This window comes from Tabrizicola sp. M-4 (genome assembly GCF_051132405.1).
Classification (GTDB): domain Bacteria; phylum Pseudomonadota; class Alphaproteobacteria; order Rhodobacterales; family Rhodobacteraceae; genus Paragemmobacter.
The window spans coordinates 3,101,138-3,119,935 of the sequence record NZ_CP128606.1 but is presented as its reverse complement, the minus strand read 5'-3'; the positions used below and the strand labels follow the sequence as shown (position 1 = coordinate 3,119,935).

At 65.2% G+C, this 18,798-nt stretch carries 19 protein-coding genes; 11 read left to right on the top strand and 8 right to left on the bottom strand.

Annotation, left to right across the window (positions count from 1 at the left end; genetic code table 11):
* Positions 1–3: 3 nt before the first annotated feature.
* From TabM4_RS15255 to TabM4_RS15240, 4 genes are read left to right on the top strand one after another with little or no spacing between them, the layout of a single operon-like run.
* The gene (locus tag TabM4_RS15255; RefSeq protein ID WP_434614143.1) at positions 4–1,569 is read left to right on the top strand and encodes a phytoene desaturase family protein; all 1,566 of its coding nucleotides are present in this window, start codon (positions 4–6) and stop codon (positions 1,567–1,569) included.
* The gene (locus TabM4_RS15250) at positions 1,566–2,054 is read left to right on the top strand and encodes a MarR family winged helix-turn-helix transcriptional regulator (RefSeq protein ID WP_434614140.1); all 489 of its coding nucleotides are present in this window, start codon (positions 1,566–1,568) and stop codon (positions 2,052–2,054) included. The genes TabM4_RS15255 and TabM4_RS15250 overlap by 4 nt, the downstream gene beginning before the upstream one ends.
* 3 nt (positions 2,055–2,057) lie before the next feature.
* Positions 2,058–4,205: a thiamine pyrophosphate-dependent enzyme gene (locus TabM4_RS15245; RefSeq protein WP_434614137.1), complete on the top strand. Its 2,148-nt coding sequence runs from the start codon at positions 2,058–2,060 to the stop codon at positions 4,203–4,205.
* Positions 4,202–5,764, top strand: a complete 1,563-nt coding sequence (locus TabM4_RS15240) for an indolepyruvate oxidoreductase subunit beta family protein (protein ID WP_434614134.1) — start codon at positions 4,202–4,204, stop codon at positions 5,762–5,764. Before TabM4_RS15245 ends, TabM4_RS15240 begins: the two co-directional genes overlap by 4 nt.
* A gap of 86 nt (positions 5,765–5,850) precedes the next feature.
* Here TabM4_RS15240 and TabM4_RS15235 read toward each other — a convergent pair whose 3' ends face one another.
* Positions 5,851–6,339: a flavin reductase family protein gene (locus tag TabM4_RS15235; RefSeq protein WP_434614131.1), complete on the bottom strand. Its 489-nt coding sequence runs from the start codon at positions 6,337–6,339 to the stop codon at positions 5,851–5,853.
* A 14-nt stretch (positions 6,340–6,353) separates the two neighbouring features.
* Positions 6,354–7,373, bottom strand: coding sequence for an LLM class flavin-dependent oxidoreductase (locus TabM4_RS15230; protein ID WP_434614128.1), 1,020 nt, complete (start codon positions 7,371–7,373; stop codon positions 6,354–6,356).
* A 187-nt stretch (positions 7,374–7,560) separates the two neighbouring features.
* On the opposite strand from TabM4_RS15230, the gene TabM4_RS15225 reads away from it, so the two are divergent.
* A complete protein-coding gene (locus TabM4_RS15225; RefSeq protein WP_434614125.1) occupies positions 7,561–8,115 on the top strand; it encodes a winged helix DNA-binding protein in 555 nt (184 codons plus the stop codon).
* A gap of 36 nt (positions 8,116–8,151) precedes the next feature.
* Here the strand turns inward: TabM4_RS15225 and TabM4_RS15220 are convergent, their stop codons facing one another.
* Positions 8,152–8,961: an enoyl-ACP reductase FabI gene (locus tag TabM4_RS15220; protein ID WP_434614123.1), complete on the bottom strand. Its 810-nt coding sequence runs from the start codon at positions 8,959–8,961 to the stop codon at positions 8,152–8,154.
* 42 nt (positions 8,962–9,003) lie between these two features.
* Positions 9,004–10,233, bottom strand: a complete 1,230-nt coding sequence (gene fabB, locus TabM4_RS15215; protein WP_434614120.1) for a beta-ketoacyl-ACP synthase I — start codon at positions 10,231–10,233, stop codon at positions 9,004–9,006.
* Positions 10,234–10,360: 127 nt separating this feature from the next.
* Between fabB and TabM4_RS15210 the strand changes: the two genes are divergently transcribed.
* The gene (locus TabM4_RS15210; protein ID WP_434614117.1) at positions 10,361–10,732 is read left to right on the top strand and encodes a GFA family protein; all 372 of its coding nucleotides are present in this window, start codon (positions 10,361–10,363) and stop codon (positions 10,730–10,732) included.
* Between the two features lie 68 nt (positions 10,733–10,800).
* Complete coding sequence (locus TabM4_RS15205; RefSeq protein ID WP_434614114.1) at positions 10,801–11,778, top strand: hypothetical protein; 978 nt, start codon at positions 10,801–10,803, stop codon at positions 11,776–11,778.
* Positions 11,779–11,825: 47 nt separating this feature from the next.
* Here the strand turns inward: TabM4_RS15205 and fabA are convergent, their stop codons facing one another.
* Positions 11,826–12,335, bottom strand: a complete 510-nt coding sequence (fabA, locus tag TabM4_RS15200; protein WP_434622109.1) for a bifunctional 3-hydroxydecanoyl-ACP dehydratase/trans-2-decenoyl-ACP isomerase — start codon at positions 12,333–12,335, stop codon at positions 11,826–11,828.
* 190 nt (positions 12,336–12,525) lie between these two features.
* Here fabA and irrA point away from each other — a divergent pair, with 190 nt between their 5' ends.
* Entirely contained in the window at positions 12,526–12,942 is a 417-nt protein-coding gene (gene irrA / locus TabM4_RS15195; protein WP_434614111.1) for an iron response transcriptional regulator IrrA, read from the top strand.
* A 55-nt stretch (positions 12,943–12,997) separates the two neighbouring features.
* On the opposite strand, the gene TabM4_RS15190 is transcribed toward irrA, so the two are convergent.
* Positions 12,998–13,627: a hypothetical protein gene (locus tag TabM4_RS15190; RefSeq protein WP_434614108.1), complete on the bottom strand. Its 630-nt coding sequence runs from the start codon at positions 13,625–13,627 to the stop codon at positions 12,998–13,000.
* Entirely contained in the window at positions 13,624–14,526 is a 903-nt protein-coding gene (locus tag TabM4_RS15185; RefSeq protein WP_434614105.1) for a hypothetical protein, read from the bottom strand. Before TabM4_RS15185 ends, TabM4_RS15190 begins: the two co-directional genes overlap by 4 nt.
* A gap of 198 nt (positions 14,527–14,724) precedes the next feature.
* Here TabM4_RS15185 and TabM4_RS15180 point away from each other — a divergent pair, with 198 nt between their 5' ends.
* The 3 genes from TabM4_RS15180 to TabM4_RS15170 are packed head-to-tail and all read left to right on the top strand — an operon-like array spanning position 14,725 to position 17,680.
* Complete coding sequence (locus TabM4_RS15180; protein WP_434614102.1) at positions 14,725–15,555, top strand: class I fructose-bisphosphate aldolase; 831 nt, start codon at positions 14,725–14,727, stop codon at positions 15,553–15,555.
* The gene (locus TabM4_RS15175; protein WP_434614099.1) at positions 15,555–16,691 is read left to right on the top strand and encodes a Gfo/Idh/MocA family protein; all 1,137 of its coding nucleotides are present in this window, start codon (positions 15,555–15,557) and stop codon (positions 16,689–16,691) included. Before TabM4_RS15180 ends, TabM4_RS15175 begins: the two co-directional genes overlap by 1 nt.
* Positions 16,691–17,680 (top strand): carbohydrate kinase family protein, encoded by a 990-nt coding sequence (locus tag TabM4_RS15170; RefSeq protein ID WP_434614096.1) that lies wholly within the window; start codon positions 16,691–16,693, stop codon positions 17,678–17,680. The genes TabM4_RS15175 and TabM4_RS15170 overlap by 1 nt, the downstream gene beginning before the upstream one ends.
* Before the next feature lie 5 nt (positions 17,681–17,685).
* On the opposite strand, the gene TabM4_RS15165 is transcribed toward TabM4_RS15170, so the two are convergent.
* Positions 17,686–18,675 carry a LacI family DNA-binding transcriptional regulator gene (locus tag TabM4_RS15165; protein ID WP_434614094.1) on the bottom strand — a complete coding sequence of 330 codons (990 nt, stop codon included), beginning with the start codon at positions 18,673–18,675 and terminating at the stop codon, positions 17,686–17,688.
* Between the last annotated feature and the right edge of the window lie 123 nt (positions 18,676–18,798).

Here is an 18,798-nt window from a genome sequence, read left to right as displayed (position 1 = left end):
TCCATGGCCGTCGATCACGTCATCATTGGGTCTGGCATCAACGCGCTGGTGGCGGGGGCGATGCTGTCGCTGAAGGGCGACAGCGTGCTGCTGCTGGAGCGCGAGGCGGTGCCGGGCGGTTGCCTGCGGACCGAGGAGATCACGCTTCCCGGTTTCAGGCATGACGTGATGGCGGCGACATGGGTTCTGTTCATGACATCACCGGCGGGGGCCGCGCTTGGCCCCCACCTTGCGCGGCACGGGTTCGACTATTGCCACACGGCCCATCCGACTGCCGTGCTGCGGCCCGACGGTTCGGCTCTGGTGCTGACAACGGATCGGGCGAAGAATGTCGCAGCCTTCAACGCGCTTGCGGCGGGGGATGGCGATGCCCATGCCCGCGATGTGGGCGGGGTGGAGGGGGACGCGCCGTTCCTCTTCGCGCTGCTGGGCGGGGCGCTGTGGTCCTGGCCTACGGCGAAACTGCTGTGGGGGCAGGTCAGGAAGCGGGGGTTGCGCGGGCTGGCGGCGTGGTTCGGGCGCGCGTTGGTTCCGGCGCGGGGGTGGCTGGAGACGACCTATGCCTCGCCCGACGTGCAGGCGCTTTATGCGCCTTGGGTGCTGCATTGCGGGCTGACGCCGGAAAGCACCTATTCCGGCCAGATGGGGAAGGTCATCGCCTTCGCGCTGGAGGCGGCGGGGGCGCCTGTCGTGAAGGGCGGCTCCGGCGCGGGCGTCGCCGCCTTCCGCGCGCTGATCGAGGAGAAGGGCGGGGAAATCCGCTGTGGCGCGGATGTGGACCGGATCATCGTGAGGGATGGTCGGGTGCGGGGCGTGGCGCTGGCGTCGGGTGAGGAGATCGCCTGCGGGTCGGTGCTGGCATCGGTCGCGCCGGGGCAGTTGCAGGGGCGGCTGCTGCGCGACGTGAACCTGCCGGAGGATCAGGCGGGGGCGAAGGCGTTCCGGCACGGGCGGGGGAATTTCCAGTTGCATTACGCGCTGGACCGGCATCCGGAATGGCTGACGGCGGGGCTGGATGACGTGGCGCTGATCCATCTGGCGGACGGGATCAACTCTGTGTCGAAGGCTTCGAACGAGGCGGAGCGGGGGATGCTGCCTGCGGTTCCGACGATCTGCGTGGGGCAGCCGCATCGTTTGGACCCGTCGCGGGTGCCGGAAGGGAAGGCCGTGCTGTGGCTGCAAATCCCCGATGCGCCGCGCGTTGTGAAGGGGGATGCGGCAGGCGAGATTGCGACGGATGGCGCTTGGTCGGAGGCCACGCGGGAGGCGTTTGCGGACCGGATCGAAGCGATCCTGCGGCGGCACATCAGGGATTTTGACGCGATCAAGCTGGCGCGGCGGGCCTATTCTCCGGCTGACCTTGAGGCGATGAACGTCAATCTGGTGGGCGGCGATCCCTATGGCGGGCTTTGCACCATCGACCAGTTCTTCATCTTCCGCCCTTATGCCCATTCGACCAATGGCACGGGCCTTGTGCGGGGCCTTTCGCATATCGGCGCCTCCACCCATCCCGGCCCCGGTCTGGGTGGCGGGTCGGGGTTCCTTGCGGCGAAGAGGCTGGGCGCATGACGGATCAATCACCGCCTGAAAAGCCGCCGTCCTCCCTGCCCCGGTTGGGCGAGATCGGGCTGACGAATTACGCGCCCTATCTGATGAACCGTATCATGGGGCGCTATAACGCCTCCCTGAGGGACGAGATGGCGGGGCTGGGTCTGACCACGCCGAAGATGCGGGCGCTGGCGGTTCTGTCGGTGATCGAAGGGCCGCTGATCCGGGAATTGGCAGTCTATTCGGTGGTGGAGCAGTCGACGCTGTCGCGCGCTCTGGACCAGTTGGCGGGCGAGGGGTTGATCCGGCGCGAGGCGGATGCAAGCGACAGCCGGGCGACGCGGGTCTTCATCACCGAAGCCGGACGCACGGCCTTCGAGACGTTATGGCCGCGCATGGCCGAGGCGCATGCGCGCATGTTCCGGGGCATCCCGGATGAGGAGCGGCGGGCCTTTGTCGGCACGTTGCAGAAGATGCTGACCAATATCCGCAAGCACGAGATCTGAGACATGGCCGAACGGTCCTTCAAGGCTGAGGTGGAGCATCTGCGCAAGGGGGAGGGGGATACCTTCACCGGCGAGGGGATTCTGGCGATCACCAAGGCGCTTCTGGAAAACGGGGTGGGCTATGTCGGCGGCTATCAGGGCGCGCCGATTTCGCACCTGATGGACGTGCTGGCCGATGCCGAGGAATTGCTGGGTGAGCTGGGCATCCGCTTCGAGGCCAACGCGAACGAGGCGGCGGCGGCGGCGATGCTGGCGGCGAGCGTGCATTATCCGATCCGGGGGGCGGTGACGTTCAAGGGGTCGGTGGGGGTGAACGTGGCGTCGGACGCCTTGGCCAATCTGGCGTCGTCGGGGGTGAACGGCGGCGCGCTGATCATCGTGGGGGAGGATTACGGCGAAGGCTCCTCCATCATGCAGGAGCGTTCGCATGCCTTTGCTATGAAATCGCAGTTCTGGCTTCTGGACCCCCGCCCAAATCTTCCTTCCATCACCAAGGCGGTGCAGGACGGGTTCGAATTGTCCGAGGCGTCGAATACGCCCGTCATGTTGATGGTGCGCATCCGGTCCTGCCATGTGACGGGGTCTTTCCAGACGCGCGACAACCAGCGCCCGAAGCTGACGGTGCGCGAGGCGCTTTCGAACCCGCAATCGGATTTCGCGCGGGTGGTGCTGCCGCCCATGTCATTCGCGCATGAGCAGGACAAGATAAAGAACCGCTGGCCGAATGCGGAAAAGTTCATCCGCGAGCGGGGGCTGAATGAGGTGTTCGGGCCGAAGACCGCACCCGTGGGGCTGGTGTTGCAGGGGGGGATGTATAACGGCGTGATCCGTGCGCTGCAGCGGCTGGGGCTGGCGGATATCTGGGGGAATACCGAGGTTCCGCTTTACGTGCTGAACGTCACCTATCCCCTGCTGGCGGGGGAGTTCCTTGAGTTTTGCGAGGGCAAGGATCAGGTGCTGGTGATCGAGGAGGGGCAACCCGAGTTCATCGAACAGCAGCTTTCCACCTTCCTCTATCGCGCGGGATCGCAGGTCAAGCTGCGCGGCAAGGGCATCCTGCCGATGGCGGGGGAATATACCGGGCAGGTGATGCTGGACGGGATCACGGCTTTCCTGAAGGAGGCCGCGCCGCAGATGCTGCCCGCGCTGGTGCGCGCGCCGAACGAGGACAAGCCGCAGATACCGGACCTGACGAAGACCGTGCCGATCCGCCCGCCGGGGTTCTGCACGGGCTGCCCGGAACGCCCCATTTTTGCCGCGATGAAGCTGGTGCAGAAGGAAACCGGCAAGCTGCAGATCAGCGCCGATATCGGCTGCCACCTCTTCGCCTCGCTGCCGCCGTTCGAGATCGGCGGGGCGACGATGGGCTATGGCCTTGGCCCCGCCGCCAACGCGGCCTTTGACGGGGGCGGCGAACGCAGGCCCGTGGCCGTGATCGGGGATGGCGGGTTCTGGCATAATGGCCTGTCGTCATCCTTTACCAACATGGCGTTCAACAAGTCGGACGGCGTGGCGGTGATCGTGGACAACTACTATTCCGCCGCGACGGGGGGGCAGGACATCATGTCCTCGCGCGCCGACAACCCGACCAAGGCCACGAAGCACCCCATCACCAAGGCGCTGAAGGGCATCGGAATCGACTGGGTCCGGCAGGTGGACCGCACCTATGACGTGGGCCGCATGCGCGACGTGCTGCGCGAGGCTTTGACGACGGATGCGCCGGGGCCGAAGGTGATTGTCGCCTCGTCGGAATGCATGCTGAACAAGCAGCGGCGGGAAAAGCCCCTGACGGCGAAGGCGATCAAGGAGGGGCGTCGGGTGGAGGCCCCCCGCTTTGGCGTGGATGAGGATGTCTGCACGGGCGATCATGCCTGCATCCGCCTGTCGGGCTGTCCTTCGCTGTCCTTGAAGAAGCTGGATGATCCGTTGCGCGATGATCCCGTGGCCAGCATCGACCAAAGCTGCGTGGGCTGCGGCAATTGCGGCGAGGTGGCGGATGCGGCGGTGCTGTGCCCGTCCTTCTATCGCGCGGATGTGGTGCATAACCCCGGCGCGGGCGAGGTGAAGCGGGCGCGGATCAGGGATCGGGTGATCGGCTGGTTGCAGACGCGGCGCGCGGCGCGGCGGTTGAGTTTCGAGGGGGCTGCATGACCTTGCACGAGAATATTGGCGAGGCGATGGGCGCCCGGACCGCCGATCCCCGCCTGTCGGGGATCATCAAGCTGGCGATCCTTGCCGTGGGCGGGCAGGGCGGCGGCGTGCTGACGGGGTGGATCGAGGATCTGGCGCGTGCCAACGGCTATGCGGCGCAGGCGACTTCGGTGGCGGGCGTGGCGCAGCGCACGGGGGCGACGGTCTATTACATCGAGATGGCCCCGCATCGCGCAGGGGAACCCTTCCCCATCTTCTCGCTGATGCCCGCGGCGGGGGATGTGGACATCATGATCACGGCGGAAATGATGGAGGCGGGGCGGTCCATCATCCGGGGTTTCGTGACGCCGGACCGGACCACGCTGATCACATCGACCCACCGCGCGCTGGCGGTTTCGGAAAAGATGGTGCCGGGGGACGGCATCGCATCGTCCGAAGAGGTGATGGCAGCGGCAGAGGTCGCGGCGCGGCGCGTGATCGCGGCGGATTTCGACGCGCTGGCGATCCGGAACGGGTCGGTGATCTCGGCGTCGCTTTTTGGCGCTCTGGCGGGATCGGGCGCGCTGCCCTTTGGACGTGAGGCGTTTGAGGCCGCGATCCGGGGCGGCGGCAAGGGGGTGGAAGGGTCGCTGCGCGCATTCGGCGCGGCCTATGAGGTGGCGGCGAACCCGGTGGTGGAAGAGCCTGCCGCCCCGGTGGCGAAGCCTGTGCCCAAGGTTCAGGGTCCGGCGCGGTTGGTGGCGGAATGGGAACGGCTGGCGGCGCGGGTGGCGGCGCTGCCCGCACCGGTGGCCGAGATGGCGCTGCCGGGGCTGCGCAAGGTGGTGGAGTTTCAGGACCTGCGCTATGGGGCGGAGTATCTGGACCGTCTGGCGCAGGTCATGGCGCGGGATCAGGCGGCGAAGGACTGGGCCCTGTCGCGCGAGGCGGCGAAATACATCGCCAATGCCATGGCCTATGACGACATCATCCGCGTGGCCGATCTGAAGACCCGCGCGCGGCGGTTTGACCGGATCCGCAAGGAGATGCGGGTGAAGGACGGGAACCTTCTGCATCTGACGGAATTCTTCCACCCGCGCGCGGAAGAGGTGGTGGGCATGCTGCCTGCGCGTCTGGGCGGGCGGCTGGAGGCTGACCCGAAATGGATGGCGCGGCTGGATCGCTGGATCAACAAGGGGCGCAGGCTGCGGACGGATACGCTGCCCGCCTTCGTCGCGCTGCATGTGCTGGGCGGGATGAAGTTCTGGCGGCGCCGCACGCTGCGTCATGCGCAGGAACAGGCGCATCTAGAGCGCTGGTTGCAGGGCGCGCTGGCCGAGGTGGGGCGGAACTACGATCTGGCGGTGGAACTGATCCGCTGCCGTCGCTTGATCAAGGGTTATTCAGACACCCATGCGCGGGGGCTGTCCAAGTTCGACCGCGTGCTGGCCGCGACGGCCCGCATCGCGGGGCGCGAGGATGCCGCGGACTGGTGCCGCCGCCTGCGCGAGGCCGCGCTGAAGGATGAGGAAGGCAAGGCGCTGGAGGGCGCGATCAAGACGATCGAAAGCTTCACCTGAGGCCGTCTTCGTCTTGGTGAAAATACCCACAGGGGGTGAATTGCCCGGAACGGGCAAGAGGGGGCGCGTGCGCCCCCTTTCTTCTGTCAGGTCAGGGCGCGATAGGCGCCGTTCCAATAGATCAGCGCGCCCGCATCAGGCGTGGTGCGGATGGCGCGGACGCGCCCGATCAGGATGGAATGGGTGGCGCGGTCGATCATCTCTTCGATCGTGCAGTCGAAGGCGGCGGGCGCGCCTTTGAGAAGGCGCGCTCCGGTTACGGCGGTTTCCCACTCCGCGCCCTCATAGCGCGCGGCCCCCTTCACCCCGCCGAAGCCCGAAAACCGTTCGGCCACCGCCTGATGCGCCGCGCCGAGCGAGTTCCAGCCGAAATGGCCGTAGCGCGCAAAGAGCGGGTGGCTGGAGGCCGAACGGTTCACGCAGGCCAGAAGCAGCGGGGGTTCGGCGGAAAGGGAGATGGCCGAGGTCACGACAAGGCCCGTGGCATCCTCACCCTCGCCCACGGTGATGACGCTGCAATTGCCCACGAAGGCGCGCATCGCGTCGCGGAATTCCTTGCCTGTCGGTTCGGCCATGCTGGTTCCCCTTGTTACCTTATGCCTGCCGCTTCCAGTTTCGGAAGCACATGGTCACGGAAATAGGGGAACTCTTCGACATAATCGACAAAGGAAAGCGTCGTTCCCGCAAATCCTGCCGCATGCAGTTTCAGGATGCCTTCCGCCACTTGGTCCGGCGTGCCGATCAGGGGGAAGCCGCCATGGCCCAGCGCGAAGAGGTGCTTGATCTGCGCGAGCAGGTCATGCGGGAAGCTGTGGGCATGGGCGAATTGCAGGCGCACCAGATTGTCGACCGCGTCGGTATCGGCGTTCTGCACGGCGGTGTATTCGGCGAAGGCCTTCGCCTCGGCCTCGGTCGGGCGGCAGATGACGTGAGAGAAGGTGAGGACGTTGACGTCCCGCCCCTTGGCCTTGGCCTGCGCCTTCAACTCGGCGATTTCCGTCTTTGACCGTTCGAGGTCGATGGCCGGGGTGAAGAGGAAATTGGCGTTGTCGGTGGCGAATTCGCGGCCCTGCGGGCTGCCTGCGGCGTTGATGATCGGGACGGAACCGCGGATGGGTTTGGGGTCACCCTTCACCTTGGCGGCCTTGAAATAGGTGCCGTTCCAGTCGAAATGGTCGTCCGAGGTCCAGAGTTTGCGGATCAGGTCGAACCATTCCTGCGCATAGGCGTAGCGGGTTTCGTGGTCATCGGGCAGGGAAAGGCCCAGCGCCTCATATTCCGGTTTGTTCCAGCCCGCGACGATGTTCAGGCCCGCGCGGCCGTGGCCGATCTGGTCGATGGTGGCCATCTGTTTGGCGACCACGACAGGGTGGTTGGCGGCGGTGTGGATGGTGGCGAAGACGGCGATGTTCTTGGTCGCGGCCAGCAATCCGGCGGCCCAGGTCATGGTTTCAAGGACGCCGCCGTGGAAATCCGTTTCGCCGCCATAGCCGATCCAGCGGGCGATGGGGAGCATGAAGTCGATCCCCGCCTCGTCCAGCATCTTCGCAAGTTTGAGGTTGTTGTCCCATGAATTGACCCAGCGTTCGGGGGCCTTGGTGGGCGTCATGCCCGAAGATCAGTTGGTGGAAAAGGTGCCAAGGCGAAAGCGATCGCCCGAGAGCATCGGGTGTTGAGGCATGGTTGCAGTCCCTGTTGGAGTTTTGAAAGTATTTTATGTTTGAAAGTCTATCGTAAATTCCATTTGCGTCAACGGGGCTGTGCTGGGATGGTCGAGGGCAGAGGGGATGAAAGCGATGGCCGAGAAAAATCTTCAAACTCAAAAGGATGCGCCTGTGCCGGGGCTGGATTGGCATTGGCATTTGGCGCAGGGCCCGGAGGAGGTGGACACGACCGAGCTGGAATTCGCGCTGATGCGGACCTTCGAGGGATTCGGTCGGTGGCAGTCGGAATGCCTTGCCTCGGTCTGCGATCTGGCGGCGACGGGGCCGGAGAATGCGCTTTTGCACATCATCCGGATGAATGACCGGCCCAAGACGATAAAGGATCTGGCGCGGCTGACGAACCGGGACGATGTGCCGAACATCCAGTATTCGCTGCGCAAGCTGATCGGGGCGGGGCTGGTGCTGCGGCGGGGGGCGGGGCGGTCTGGCGTGACCTATGAGGTGACGGAAGAGGGGCGGCGGGTCACGGATGATTACGGCGCGCTGCGGCGGCGGCTGCTGATACAGGCGGTGGCGAATGTGCCGGGGTTTTCGGAACGGCTGGCGGAGGCGACGCGTGCCCTGAACCTGCTGTCGGGGATTTATGAAGAGATATCGAGGGTTGCTGCCACCCATCGGCGGGGGTGAGGGCAGTGTAGGGCGGGGCTCACCCCGCCACCCGGATCAGCCCTTTTCGGCCCCGCCGCCCAGATTGTCCTGCTGCGGCATGCCGAGGACGTGGTAGCCACCATCGACATGGACGACCTCACCCGTCGTGAAGGCACCGTAGTCGGAAGCAAGCCAGACGGCCGTGCCGCCGACCGCCTCGAGCGTGGCGTTGGAGCGAAGGGGGGCGTTCGCCTCGGTATGGCGGTAGGTGGCGCGGGCGCCGCCGATGGCTGCGCCGGCGAGGGTCTTCATGGGACCCGGAGAGACGGCATTGACGCGGATCTTCTGCGGGCCGAGGTCGTTGGCGAGGTAGCGGACGGAGCTTTCCAGCGCGGCCTTGGCGACGCCCATCACGTTGTAATTCGGCGTGACGCGGTTCGATCCGCCGTAGGTGAGGGTGATCAGCGTGCCGCCTTCGGGCATCAGTTCCGCCGCGCGACGCGAGACGTCGATGAAGGAATAGCAGGAGATCGCGAGGGAGTTGGTGAAGTTCCCGCGCGTCGTGTTGATGAAGCGGCCCGTGAGTTCGTTCTTGTCGGAATAGGCGATGGCGTGGACGAGAAAGTCGATCGTTCCCCAGCGGTCCTTGAGCGCGGCGAAGCAGGCGTCGAGCGAGGCGTCATCGGTGACGTCCACATCGACCATGAAATCCGACCCGACCGAGGCGGCGAGGGGCTGGAGGCGCTTGCCGAACGCCTCTCCCTGATAGGAAAAGGCCAGTTCCGCGCCTTCGGCAGCCATCGCGCGGGCGATGCCCCATGCGATGGAGCGTTCATTCGCCACGCCCATGACAAGCCCGCGCTTGCCCTTCATCAGATCGGCCATGTCCCTGTCCCCTTTACGCGTGGTTGCCGGTTCGTCCGCCGGTCAGCCGAGATACTTGCTCATCACCAAGGTGGCGTTGGTGCCGCCGAAGCCGAAGCTGTTGGAAAGCACGGAGTCGATGTTCACGCCGTCGCGCATCGTCGTCACGATTTCGGACGGGTCGAGCGCGGGGTCGAGGGTGGTGACGTTGGCCGAGGCCGCGATGAAGTTGCCGTTCATCATCAGCAGGGAATAGATCGCCTCATGCACGCCGGTCGCGCCGAGGGAGTGGCCCGTCAGCGATTTGGTCGAGGCGACGGGCGGCGTGTTGCCCTTGCCGAATACGCGGCGGATCGCCTCCATCTCGGTCACGTCGCCCACGGGGGTGCTGGTGCCGTGGGAGTTGATGTAGTCGATCTTGCGACCCTGCGGGAGGGTGGAGAGGGCGAGGCGCATGGAGCGTTCGCCACCTTCGCCGGAGGGAGCGACCATGTCATGGCCGTCCGAGGTCGCGCCGTAGCCGGTGACTTCGGCGTAGATCTTCGCGCCACGGGCGAGGGCGTGGTTGAGTTCTTCCAGCACGACCACACCGCCGCCGCCTGCGATGACGAATCCGTCGCGGGTGGCGTCATAGGTGCGGGACGCGGTTTCGGGGGCGTCGTTGTATTTGGAGGACATGGCCCCCATCGCGTCGAAGAGGCAGGAGAGCGTCCAGTCCAGTTCCTCGCCGCCGCCGGCGAAGACGATGTCCTGCTTGCCGAACTGGATGAGTTCCGCGCCGTTGCCGATGCAATGGGCCGAGGTGGAGCAGGCGGAGGTGATGGAGTAGTTCACGCCCTTGATCTTGAAGGGCGTGGCGAGGCAGGCGGAGGTGGTGGACGACATGCCCTTGGTCACGCCGAACGGGCCGATCCGTTTGGGCGAGCCGGTTTCGCGGACGATGTTATGGGCCTTGAAGAAGGACTTGGTCGAGGGTCCGCCGGAGCCCACGATGATGCCCGTGCGTTCGTTCGAGATGTCGGAGGGTTCGAGCCCCGAGTCCTTCACCGCCTGATCCATGGCGATGAAGTTGTAGGCCGCGCCGTCGCCCATGAAGCGCAGGTCGCGCTTGTCGATATGGTCTTCGAGGACGATGTTGGGCTGGCCGTGGACCTGGGAGCGGAAGCCGCGTTCGGCATATTCGGGGGCGAAGACGATCCCCGACTTGCCCGCACGGAGCGAGGCTTCGACTTCGGCGGCGGTGTTGCCGATGGGGGAGACGATCCCGATCCCGGTGATGACGACGCGACGCATGCGGCCTCCGTATCCTGTATCCTTGGGTTGTCTCTAAGGGAGAGGGGGGGAAGGGGCAAGGGGATTGGGGATTGAGCGGGCTTCGCGATGGGGGGAAGATGGCCCCCGAACAGGCCGGGAGGATGGGATGGAACGGGTGACGGGGGGCTGTTCCTGCGGGGCGGTGCGGGTGGAAGCCATGGGCGCGCCGCTGCGGGTGGGGATCTGCCATTGCCTCGATTGCCGAAAGCATCACGGGGCGGTCTTCCATGCCAGCGCGATCTATCCGGCGGGGGCGGTTACCGTGACGGGTGATCCGCGCGACTGGAAGGGGCGGTTCTTCTGCCCGCGCTGCGGATCGCCGGTCTTCGGCCGCAGCGGCGATGAGGTGGAGGTCAATCTGGGCGCGCTGGACGAGGTGGGGGTTTTCGCGCCGACGTATGAACTATGGACCGTGCGGCGCGAGGGGTGGTTGCCCGCGTTTGCGGGGATGGTGGGGTTTGTGGGGGATCGGGGGTAGGCTTAAGGTTGGACGGGGCAATATGTCGATTATTGCAAAGTGCGTATGTTCACCTTAGGTTCTGATTTATGGAATGGAAGCAACGCAACCTTCGCGAACTTGGTAGAATCGTCTGCGGTGACGCTGACTATTTCATGTATCGGTCAAGCAAATACATCACGCAGTTCTTTGAGGATTGCGATCTTGAGTTCGTGCATCGAGGTGAAACACGTCCTGACTGGTGTGCCGAGAGGATCAAAGAAATTCTCGCCATGCCGAGTGCGGGAGGTGCTGCACCTCCTGATGCATTTCTACGCGTTATTCAGAGGGTTCTGGACAAAGACGAAGCGCAGGACGCAGACACAGATCGCAGTAAAGCTATTGCCGCACTCAATGTTGTTCTCGTTCGGGAGGGATGGGAGGCGTTTTACGATGGGTTTGGTGTCGGTCAGTTACGCCATATTGCAACAAACACAATCGCTCAGATGGCCAACCCGCATCGACCTTTCACTCCCGCTGAACTTGAGAGATCAAATCTACTCGTCGCTTATCTTGAAAAATGTTCGGAGGACGAACTGATTGAAGAGGTGCTGTTGCCCTTATTTCGGCAACTTGGCTTTCATCGCATTACCAATGCAGGCCATCGCGACAAGGCGCTAGAGTATGGAAAAGATATTTGGATGAAGTTCACCCTTCCAACACTGCATGTCCTTTACTTTGGCATTCAAGCGAAGAAAGGGAAACTGGATGCCTCTGGGGTTAGTACGTACAACATTGCCGAAATCCACAATCAAGTAAATATGATGCTTGGCCATGAGATATTTGATCCCGAGCTAAACCGCCGTGTTTTGGTGGATCACGCATTTATCGTTGCGGGCGGAGAGATAACAAAGCCAGCCCGCAATTGGCTTGGTAACAAACTAGACGCTGCGAAACGCTCTCAGATCATGTTCATGGATCGAAAAGATATTGTCGATCTTTTCACTGTCACAAATTTGCCATTGCCACGAGATGCAATAGGCATCCCGTCCAAAAACGACGAAATGCCAGATGAAATTCCCTTCTAGCGTTTCGAACCGACTATTTGGAGGAGATGCGCCATCCGTTCTCTGCCTTACGCCTCGCTCAGCGCAACCTTCATGTCCTTGACGATGTAGATCACCTCGCCATCCGCCTCGACGATGCCATCCGCCACGCCCATCGTCAGGCGGCGGGTTTGCAGGGCCTTGGTGAAATCGACCTTGTAGGTCAGCATCTTGCGGTCGGGGCGGACCATGCCGGTCAGTTTCACCTCGCCCACGCCCAGTGCATAGCCGCGACCGAGCCAGCCGCGCCAGCCGAGGTTGAAGCCCGTGAGTTGCCACAGCCCATCAAGGCCAAGGCAGCCTGGCATGATCGGGTTGCCGGGGAAGTGGCAGTCGAAGAACCACAGGTCCGGCGTGATGTCGAATTCGGCCACCACATGGCCCTTGCCGTGGAGACCGCCGTCTTCGGAGATCTCGGTGATGCGGTCCATCATCAACATGGGGGGCGCGGGAAGCTGGGCGTTGCCGGGGCCGAAGAGTTCACCCCGCGCGCATTTCAGGAGGGCGTCGCGGTCGAAGCTGGTCGGATAGGCGGCCATGAACAGGGGTTCCCGTTTGTCGTTTTCGATCATTTTCCCGTGTAGCACCCGCAGGGAAGGGCGTGCAAGGTGGGGCTTGCAGGTGGAGCCCGCACTGGCGATTGCGACTGCGACCTGTTTTCATTTGTATTCACAGGGCCGGAGGCCATATAAAGACCGGGAATACAGTCGGGTATTGCAGGACGGTGGAATGGTGCTGACGGCACGGGATCGGGGGACGGAATGGCTGGCGCGGGGCGGTTTGCGCCCGACGCGGCAGCGTCTTGCCCTTGCCGCGTTGTTGGTAGGGGATGGCGAGGACAGGCATGTCACCGCCGAGAGCCTGTTCGCCCTTGCCGATCAGTCGGGCGAGAAGGTGTCGCTGGCCACCGTCTACAACACCCTGCGCGCCTTCTGCGAGGCGGGTTTGATGAACGAGGTCGTGGTGGACGGGTCGAAAAGCTATTTCGACACACGCATGGACGACCACCCGCATTTCTACTGGGAAGACAGCGGGCGGCTGACCGATGCGCCGGCGGAGGAATTGCAAATCGCGGGTCTGCCCGAGGCCCCGGCGGGGATGCAGGTCGCGCGGGTGGATGTGGTCATCCGACTGAAGCGCGCGTGAAGGTCTGGGCCGGGCGGGCACAAGGTCGCACGGCGCTGCGAGGGTTATCCCTGCCTCAGAAGGGATCGAGAAAACTGTCGACGATCTGGGCCATGTCCGCGACAGGGAACGGTCTTGGCAGGAGGTCGAAGATCGCCATGCGGTCGGCAAAGCGCGCGGGCTTGACGAAGCGTTCGACGCGGCGGCGATAGCGGCGTCCCTGATAGTCGTCGAAGAGGAGGGTGACGGGCCGCGTGATCCGGAAAAGGGTTGTCAGGAAGCAGGCGGTGCGGAAACGGCCATCGACCAGCACCACGTCGGGATGGCGGAAATCGGGACGGTCCCAGACCGTCTGGGGATAGTGCGGCCAGTTCCGGAACGAGCGCGGGTCGGTCGGGCGGCCCCATGCGCCCGTGCGGCCGATGTCGACGTGATGCATCACGACGGGCGAAGCCGGGGGGTGGGCACGGAACCAACCCTCCATATCGGCCGCCCATTTCGCATCGCTTTCCACGGAGAAGACGGTCTTGCCCGGAAGTTCGGCCGCGACCAGTGTAGAGCCGCCGGAGCCGTATTCGAGGATCACCCCTGCCTTGCCATAAGCCTCGTGCAGGGCGTCGGCTGCGGCGGGTGGAAGGGTGAGTTCCGGCCGGTCGATGAAACCCTGCGCGGTTGGCGGGATGGTATCGGGCGAGGCATCGGTCACGGCATGGCCTTGGGTTGCAGGATGAGGGGATGGGCGGCAGAGGGGGCGGGCAGAAGGTCTGCCATGCGGTCGGGCAGGCGCAGGTGATGGCCGCGCGGCGAGTTGCCGTCGGGGATATGTCCCGGATGCGGGCCGGTGCGCGAGGGAAGCGAGGTCATCACATGGGCGCGGGCGCTGGCGGCGACCATGTCGAAGGCGGGCGGGTTGGGGCCTGCCACCTCGTCAAAGCGGGAGAGTCGCTGGGCGATATGCGTGCCTTGGGTGGCGTGTTCGGCGGTTGATTTGCGCTGATCGATGCGTGCCCCGGCGACGGCACGGTCGAAGAGGGCAAGATGGAAGAGCAGCAGACCGGGCTGGATGTCGATGTCGACATTGCGCGCGCGGTGGAAGCCCCCCATCCAGCGGACATGGCGGCGGATCGCGACCAGCTTGCAGAATTCGCGCGTCAGGATGGCGTGGCGGCGCTGGGCGAGTATGGGGCGGGCGGTGTCGAGCGGGCCTTCCTCGGGCGCCTGGATGACGTCGAGCCCGAGCGCGGCCGCCGCGGCACCTTCGGGGAGCGAGGCGAGCAGGGCGGGAAGGTCCATCCCGGAGGCCGGATCGGCGGCGACGAATTCGTCTATGTCTGTGCGCAGCACGAGATCTGTGCCGCCCTTCAGCAGGCCTGCCGCGTGGCGTGATTGCCATCGGGAGGTGAAGCCGAGCCGGAGCGTGCGTTCGCGCGGGACATCGGGGACCACATGCAGGTTGACCCCGGACAGGTCCACCTGCGGTGTCCAGTCGTCGCCGTCCAGCATGATGTGCAGGTTTTCGCGCCCGAAGAGGTTGCCGTAATATGCCACCCAGAGTGCAAGGAAGAAGGTGTCGGTCCTGACATTGGTGAGGACGGCAATACTCATTCACTGGTCTCCTTGCCGTTCCGGCTACGGCGAAACTTCTTTCTGATGTAGCTTTGTCAGTGGCTGGCTGCCAAGAGGGCGCGTCGCTGCGGGGGCTGCATGCGGCGCGCGCGTGAGGCTTGATCGACAGGGGCTGCTCGGCTAGGCTTTGTGGAAACGTTTACATGCGCCTTTGAAGCGCGCCACGGAGGAAAGACCATGAAAGCCGCCCGGATGAACCGCCTCTTTGCCCCTTCGGGCATGTGTTTCGACGTGGCGATCGACCACGGGATGTTCAACGAGCGGTCCTTCCTTGGCGGGATTGAGGATATGGGCAAGGCGATCCGCACCGTGGCGGCGGCGAAGCCGGATGCAATCCAGTTGCCGCCGGGGACGGCGCCGCTGTTGCAGGCCATTCCGGGCAAGGACAAGCCCGCGCTGGTGCTGCGGACGGATATCGCGAATGTCTATGGCACGCCCCTGCCGCGGGCGCTTTTCTCCGAGGTGATCGACCGCGCGGTGGAGCAGGGCGTGGTGCTGGACGCGGCCTGTGTCGTGGTGAACCTGCTCATGCTGCCCGACCAGCCGGAGGTTTACCGCGCCTGCGTGCGGAACGTGAATTCCCTTAAGCGGGAATGCGAGATCATGGGGATGCCGCTGATGGTGGAGCCCCTTGTGATGCAGGACAATGCCAAGGGCGGCTACATGGTGGATGGCGACATCGACAAGATCCTGCCGCTGGTCCGGCAGGCGGCGGAGCTGGGGGCGGACATCATCAAGGCGGACCCTTGCGAGAACGTGCAGGAGTATCACCGCGTGATCGAGATCGCGCAGGGGCTGCCGGTGCTGGTACGGGGCGGGGGGCGCGTGTCGGATGCGGAGATTCTGGCGCGGACGGCGGAGTTGATGCGGCAGGGCGCGAAGGGCATCGTCTACGGGCGCAACGTGATCCAGCATCCCGATCCGGGGGGCATGACGCGGGCGCTGATGGCCGTGGTGCATGAGGGGTCGTCTCCGGATGCGGCCCTTGCGATGATCGGGGGCAAGTGATGCGCGAGGTCCGTTTCGGCATCATCGGCTGCGGGTTGATGGGGCGGGAGTTCGCCTCGGCCGCCGCGCGCTGGCTGCATCTGACGGGGATGAAGGCGAAGCCGCGGATCGTGGCGGTCTGTGACACCAATCCGGCGCTGATGGGGTGGTATACGGATGCGCTTGGGCCGATGCAGGTGACGACGGATTACCGCGAGTTGTTGGCGAACCCGGAGGTGGAGGCGGTCTACTGCGCCGTTCCCCATGTGCTGCATGCCGAGATATACCCCGCGATATTGGCGGCGGGAAAGCATCTGCTGGGGGAAAAGCCCTTCGGTATGGACCTTGCGCAGAACCGTGTGATTTCAGCGGCGATTGCGGGGCGGCCTGACCTGCTGGTGCGCTGTTCGTCGGAGATGCCCTTCTATCCCGGCGCGCAGAAGGTGGTGGAGTTCATCCGCTCTGATGCCGTGGGCCCGGTGCTGGAGGTGGAGGCGTGTTTCCTTCATTCGTCGGACATCAACCCCGACAAGCCGATCAACTGGAAGCGTATGGCGCGGGTGAATGGCGATTATGGCTGCATGGGCGATCTGGGGATGCATGTGCTGCATGTGCCCTTGCGGCTGGGCTGGCGTCCGTCGCGGGTGACGGCGTCGCTGGTCAAGCGGGTGGAGACGCGGCCGGATGGCAAGGGCGGGCGGGTGGCCTGTGACACTTGGGACAATGCGACCATCACCTGTTCGGTCCCGCATGCCGATGGCGATTTCCCGATGGTGCTGAAGACGTGGCGCATCGCTCCGGGTGAGGCGAATACTTGGTCGATCCGGGTGCTGGGGATGAAGGGGTCGGCGTTCTTTACAACCAAGAGCCCGCGCCAGTGGTCGTGGATGCGGTATGAGGCGGGGGGGGCGCAGGGCTGGGTGACGGAGGATCTAGGCTATACTCCGTTGTTCGGGGCGATCACGGGCGGGATCTTCGAGTTCGGCTTCACCGATGCCATCCAGCAGATGTGGGCGGCTTTCGTGGATGAGTTGGCAGGAGGGGATGCGAATGGGTTCCCCTGTGCGAAGCCCGAGGAGGCGGCGGCGCATCATGCGGTGCTGACGGCGGCCTTGCAGGCGGGGATCAGCGGGCAAGCGGTTGGGGTATCCTACTGATGCGGCCCGCTTCGGAACGCCGGGGGATTGCCTGTGCGGGGAACTGGATCGTGGACATTGTCCACACGATCGAGGCGTGGCCCGCGAAGAGCGACCTTGTCCGGATCCTCGACGAGGTGGAGGGGACGGGGGGCGGTGCGGCGAATGTGATGCTGTCGCTGGCGGCGTTCCGGACGGGTCTGCCCTTGTGGGCCATCGGGTTGGTAGGGATGGATCGCCACGCCGCCACCGTGCGCTTGGCGGTGAAGGCGGCGGGGGCGGACGGGACGCGGCTGGCCGAGACGGATCGGGCGCCGACGGCGCATACGCATGTGATGAACCTGCCGGGGGATAGCCGGACCTTCTTCTACCATCCCGGCACGAACGATCTGCTGGACGAGGGGGATATTGCCGTCGAGGCGGTCGCGGCGGAGGGGGCGAGGGTGTTCTACCTTGGCTATCTTAACCTGCTGGGGCGGCTGGATGAGGTTGCCGCCGGGTCCAGCGGTGCGGCGCGGGTTCTGCAGCGGGCGCGGGCGGCGGGGATGGTGACGGTGGCCGATCTCGTCTCGACCGACCGGGAGGGGTTCCGCGCGGCGGTGCAGGCGGCGCTGCCGCATCTGGATGTGTTGTTCCTGAACGAAGGCGAGGCGGCGCGCGCGACCGGGCTGACGATTGCCGGGGCCGGTGATCTGGAGGGTATTGCCGCCGCGGCGGCGCAATTGCGGGCGGGTGGGGCCGGGGCGGTGGTGGTGCATACGCCGTCGCTTGGGCTGTGGCTGTCAGGCGAGGGGGCTGTGGTGGTGCGGCCCGATCCGGTGCCTGCGGATCAGATGGTGAGTCCGGTCGGCGCGGGGGATGCCTTCGCGGCGGGCTGCCTTTATGGGCTGCATGAGGGATGGGGGCCGGAGGCCTGTCTGCGCCTTGGGCATCGGGCGGCGGCAGCGTCCTTGAAGGGTGCGACGGCGACGGAGGCGATCCCTGCTCTGGAGGACTTGCTGCGGGGCTGACGTGGTCAGCGGGTGGGCGGCGCGGTGGTGCCGCGTTCGATGACGGTCAGGGGCAGGTCGGGCGGCGGCGGCGGTGTCGTGCCGCGCATCAGGGCGAGCAGGCGGGCGGTTGCCGCCGCGCCGATAGCGCGGATGGGTTGCGCGACCGTCGTCAGTTGCGGAAGCGTGTAGCGCGCGGCGGGCAGGTCGTCGAAGCCCATGACGGACAGGTCGCCGGGAACCGCAAGCCCCCGCGCGGCGGCGGCATGAAGGGCCGCGATGGCCGCCATGTCGGAGGTGCCGACCAGCGCGGTGGGGCGGCAATCGGAGAGGAGGTCGTCGGCAAGGCTGCGGCAGGCGTCGAAGCCGTGTTCGGGGCCAAGGCGGATGGCCGTGGGCGCAAGGCCCGCGGCGCCGAGTTCGGCCGTGATGCCCGCCACGCGCTGCTGCACCGGGGCGGAATGGCCGGGCGCGCCGATCACACCGATCTCCCTATGCCCGAGGTCGAGAAGGTGACGCGCCATGAGCCGCCCGCCCTGATGATGGTCGGCGGTGATGGCGGGCAGCCCGGGCAGGGCGCGGTCGACGGCGACGATGGGGATATCGGCGGCGCGGAGGCGTTCGACCGCGGCCCCTTCGGAGGTGACCGAGGCGAGGATCACGCCGTCCACCTGCTGACCGAGCAGGGCCGCGACATAGGCGGCCTCGTGTTCCGGGCTTTCGGCGGTGGAGCAGATCATGGCGTGATAGCCTTCGCGGAACAGGGCCTGTTCCACAACATGGGCGAGGATGCCGAAGAAATGCACGTCGAGCGAGGGCAGGAGGACGCCGACCATCCGGCTTGACCCGGAGCGCATCATCCTTGCCCCGGCATTGGGGGTGTAGCCGAGGTCGCGCACCGCTTCCTCAATACGGGCACGCATGGCGGGGCTGACATAGCCCGAACCGTTGACCACCCGCGATACGGTGGCGATGGACGCCCCGGCGCGGGCGGCGATGTCCTTGATCTTGGTCATGGAGCGGGTCCCCGTTCTGGCCTTCTGTCTAGCGGTCCGTTGCGGAAGGGCAAGGATTTCCGCAGGGCATGTGTCAGACTGTGGAATTCATACATTCAGAGTCTTGAATATTTTGTCGTGACA

Coding starts and splice junctions, on each gene's coding strand:
- TabM4_RS15240 (WP_434614134.1), top strand. CDS start 4,202: ATGACCTTGCACGAGAATATTGGCGAGGCGATGGGCGCCCGGACCGCC.
- TabM4_RS15165 (WP_434614094.1), bottom strand. CDS start 18,675: ATGACCAAGATCAAGGACATCGCCGCCCGCGCCGGGGCGTCCATCGCC.
- TabM4_RS15245 (WP_434614137.1), top strand. CDS start 2,058: ATGGCCGAACGGTCCTTCAAGGCTGAGGTGGAGCATCTGCGCAAGGGG.
- TabM4_RS15180 (WP_434614102.1), top strand. CDS start 14,725: ATGAAAGCCGCCCGGATGAACCGCCTCTTTGCCCCTTCGGGCATGTGT.
- TabM4_RS15185 (WP_434614105.1), bottom strand. CDS start 14,526: ATGAGTATTGCCGTCCTCACCAATGTCAGGACCGACACCTTCTTCCTT.
- TabM4_RS15230 (WP_434614128.1), bottom strand. CDS start 7,373: ATGACGCCCACCAAGGCCCCCGAACGCTGGGTCAATTCATGGGACAAC.
- TabM4_RS15205 (WP_434614114.1), top strand. CDS start 10,801: ATGGAATGGAAGCAACGCAACCTTCGCGAACTTGGTAGAATCGTCTGC.
- irrA (WP_434614111.1), top strand. CDS start 12,526: ATGGTGCTGACGGCACGGGATCGGGGGACGGAATGGCTGGCGCGGGGC.
- TabM4_RS15175 (WP_434614099.1), top strand. CDS start 15,555: ATGCGCGAGGTCCGTTTCGGCATCATCGGCTGCGGGTTGATGGGGCGG.
- fabB (WP_434614120.1), bottom strand. CDS start 10,233: ATGCGTCGCGTCGTCATCACCGGGATCGGGATCGTCTCCCCCATCGGC.
- TabM4_RS15250 (WP_434614140.1), top strand. CDS start 1,566: ATGACGGATCAATCACCGCCTGAAAAGCCGCCGTCCTCCCTGCCCCGG.
- TabM4_RS15225 (WP_434614125.1), top strand. CDS start 7,561: ATGGCCGAGAAAAATCTTCAAACTCAAAAGGATGCGCCTGTGCCGGGG.
- TabM4_RS15170 (WP_434614096.1), top strand. CDS start 16,691: ATGCGGCCCGCTTCGGAACGCCGGGGGATTGCCTGTGCGGGGAACTGG.
- TabM4_RS15220 (WP_434614123.1), bottom strand. CDS start 8,961: ATGGCCGATCTGATGAAGGGCAAGCGCGGGCTTGTCATGGGCGTGGCG.
- TabM4_RS15210 (WP_434614117.1), top strand. CDS start 10,361: ATGGAACGGGTGACGGGGGGCTGTTCCTGCGGGGCGGTGCGGGTGGAA.
- TabM4_RS15235 (WP_434614131.1), bottom strand. CDS start 6,339: ATGGCCGAACCGACAGGCAAGGAATTCCGCGACGCGATGCGCGCCTTC.
- fabA (WP_434622109.1), bottom strand. CDS start 12,335: ATGGCCGCCTATCCGACCAGCTTCGACCGCGACGCCCTCCTGAAATGC.
- TabM4_RS15255 (WP_434614143.1), top strand. CDS start 4: ATGGCCGTCGATCACGTCATCATTGGGTCTGGCATCAACGCGCTGGTG.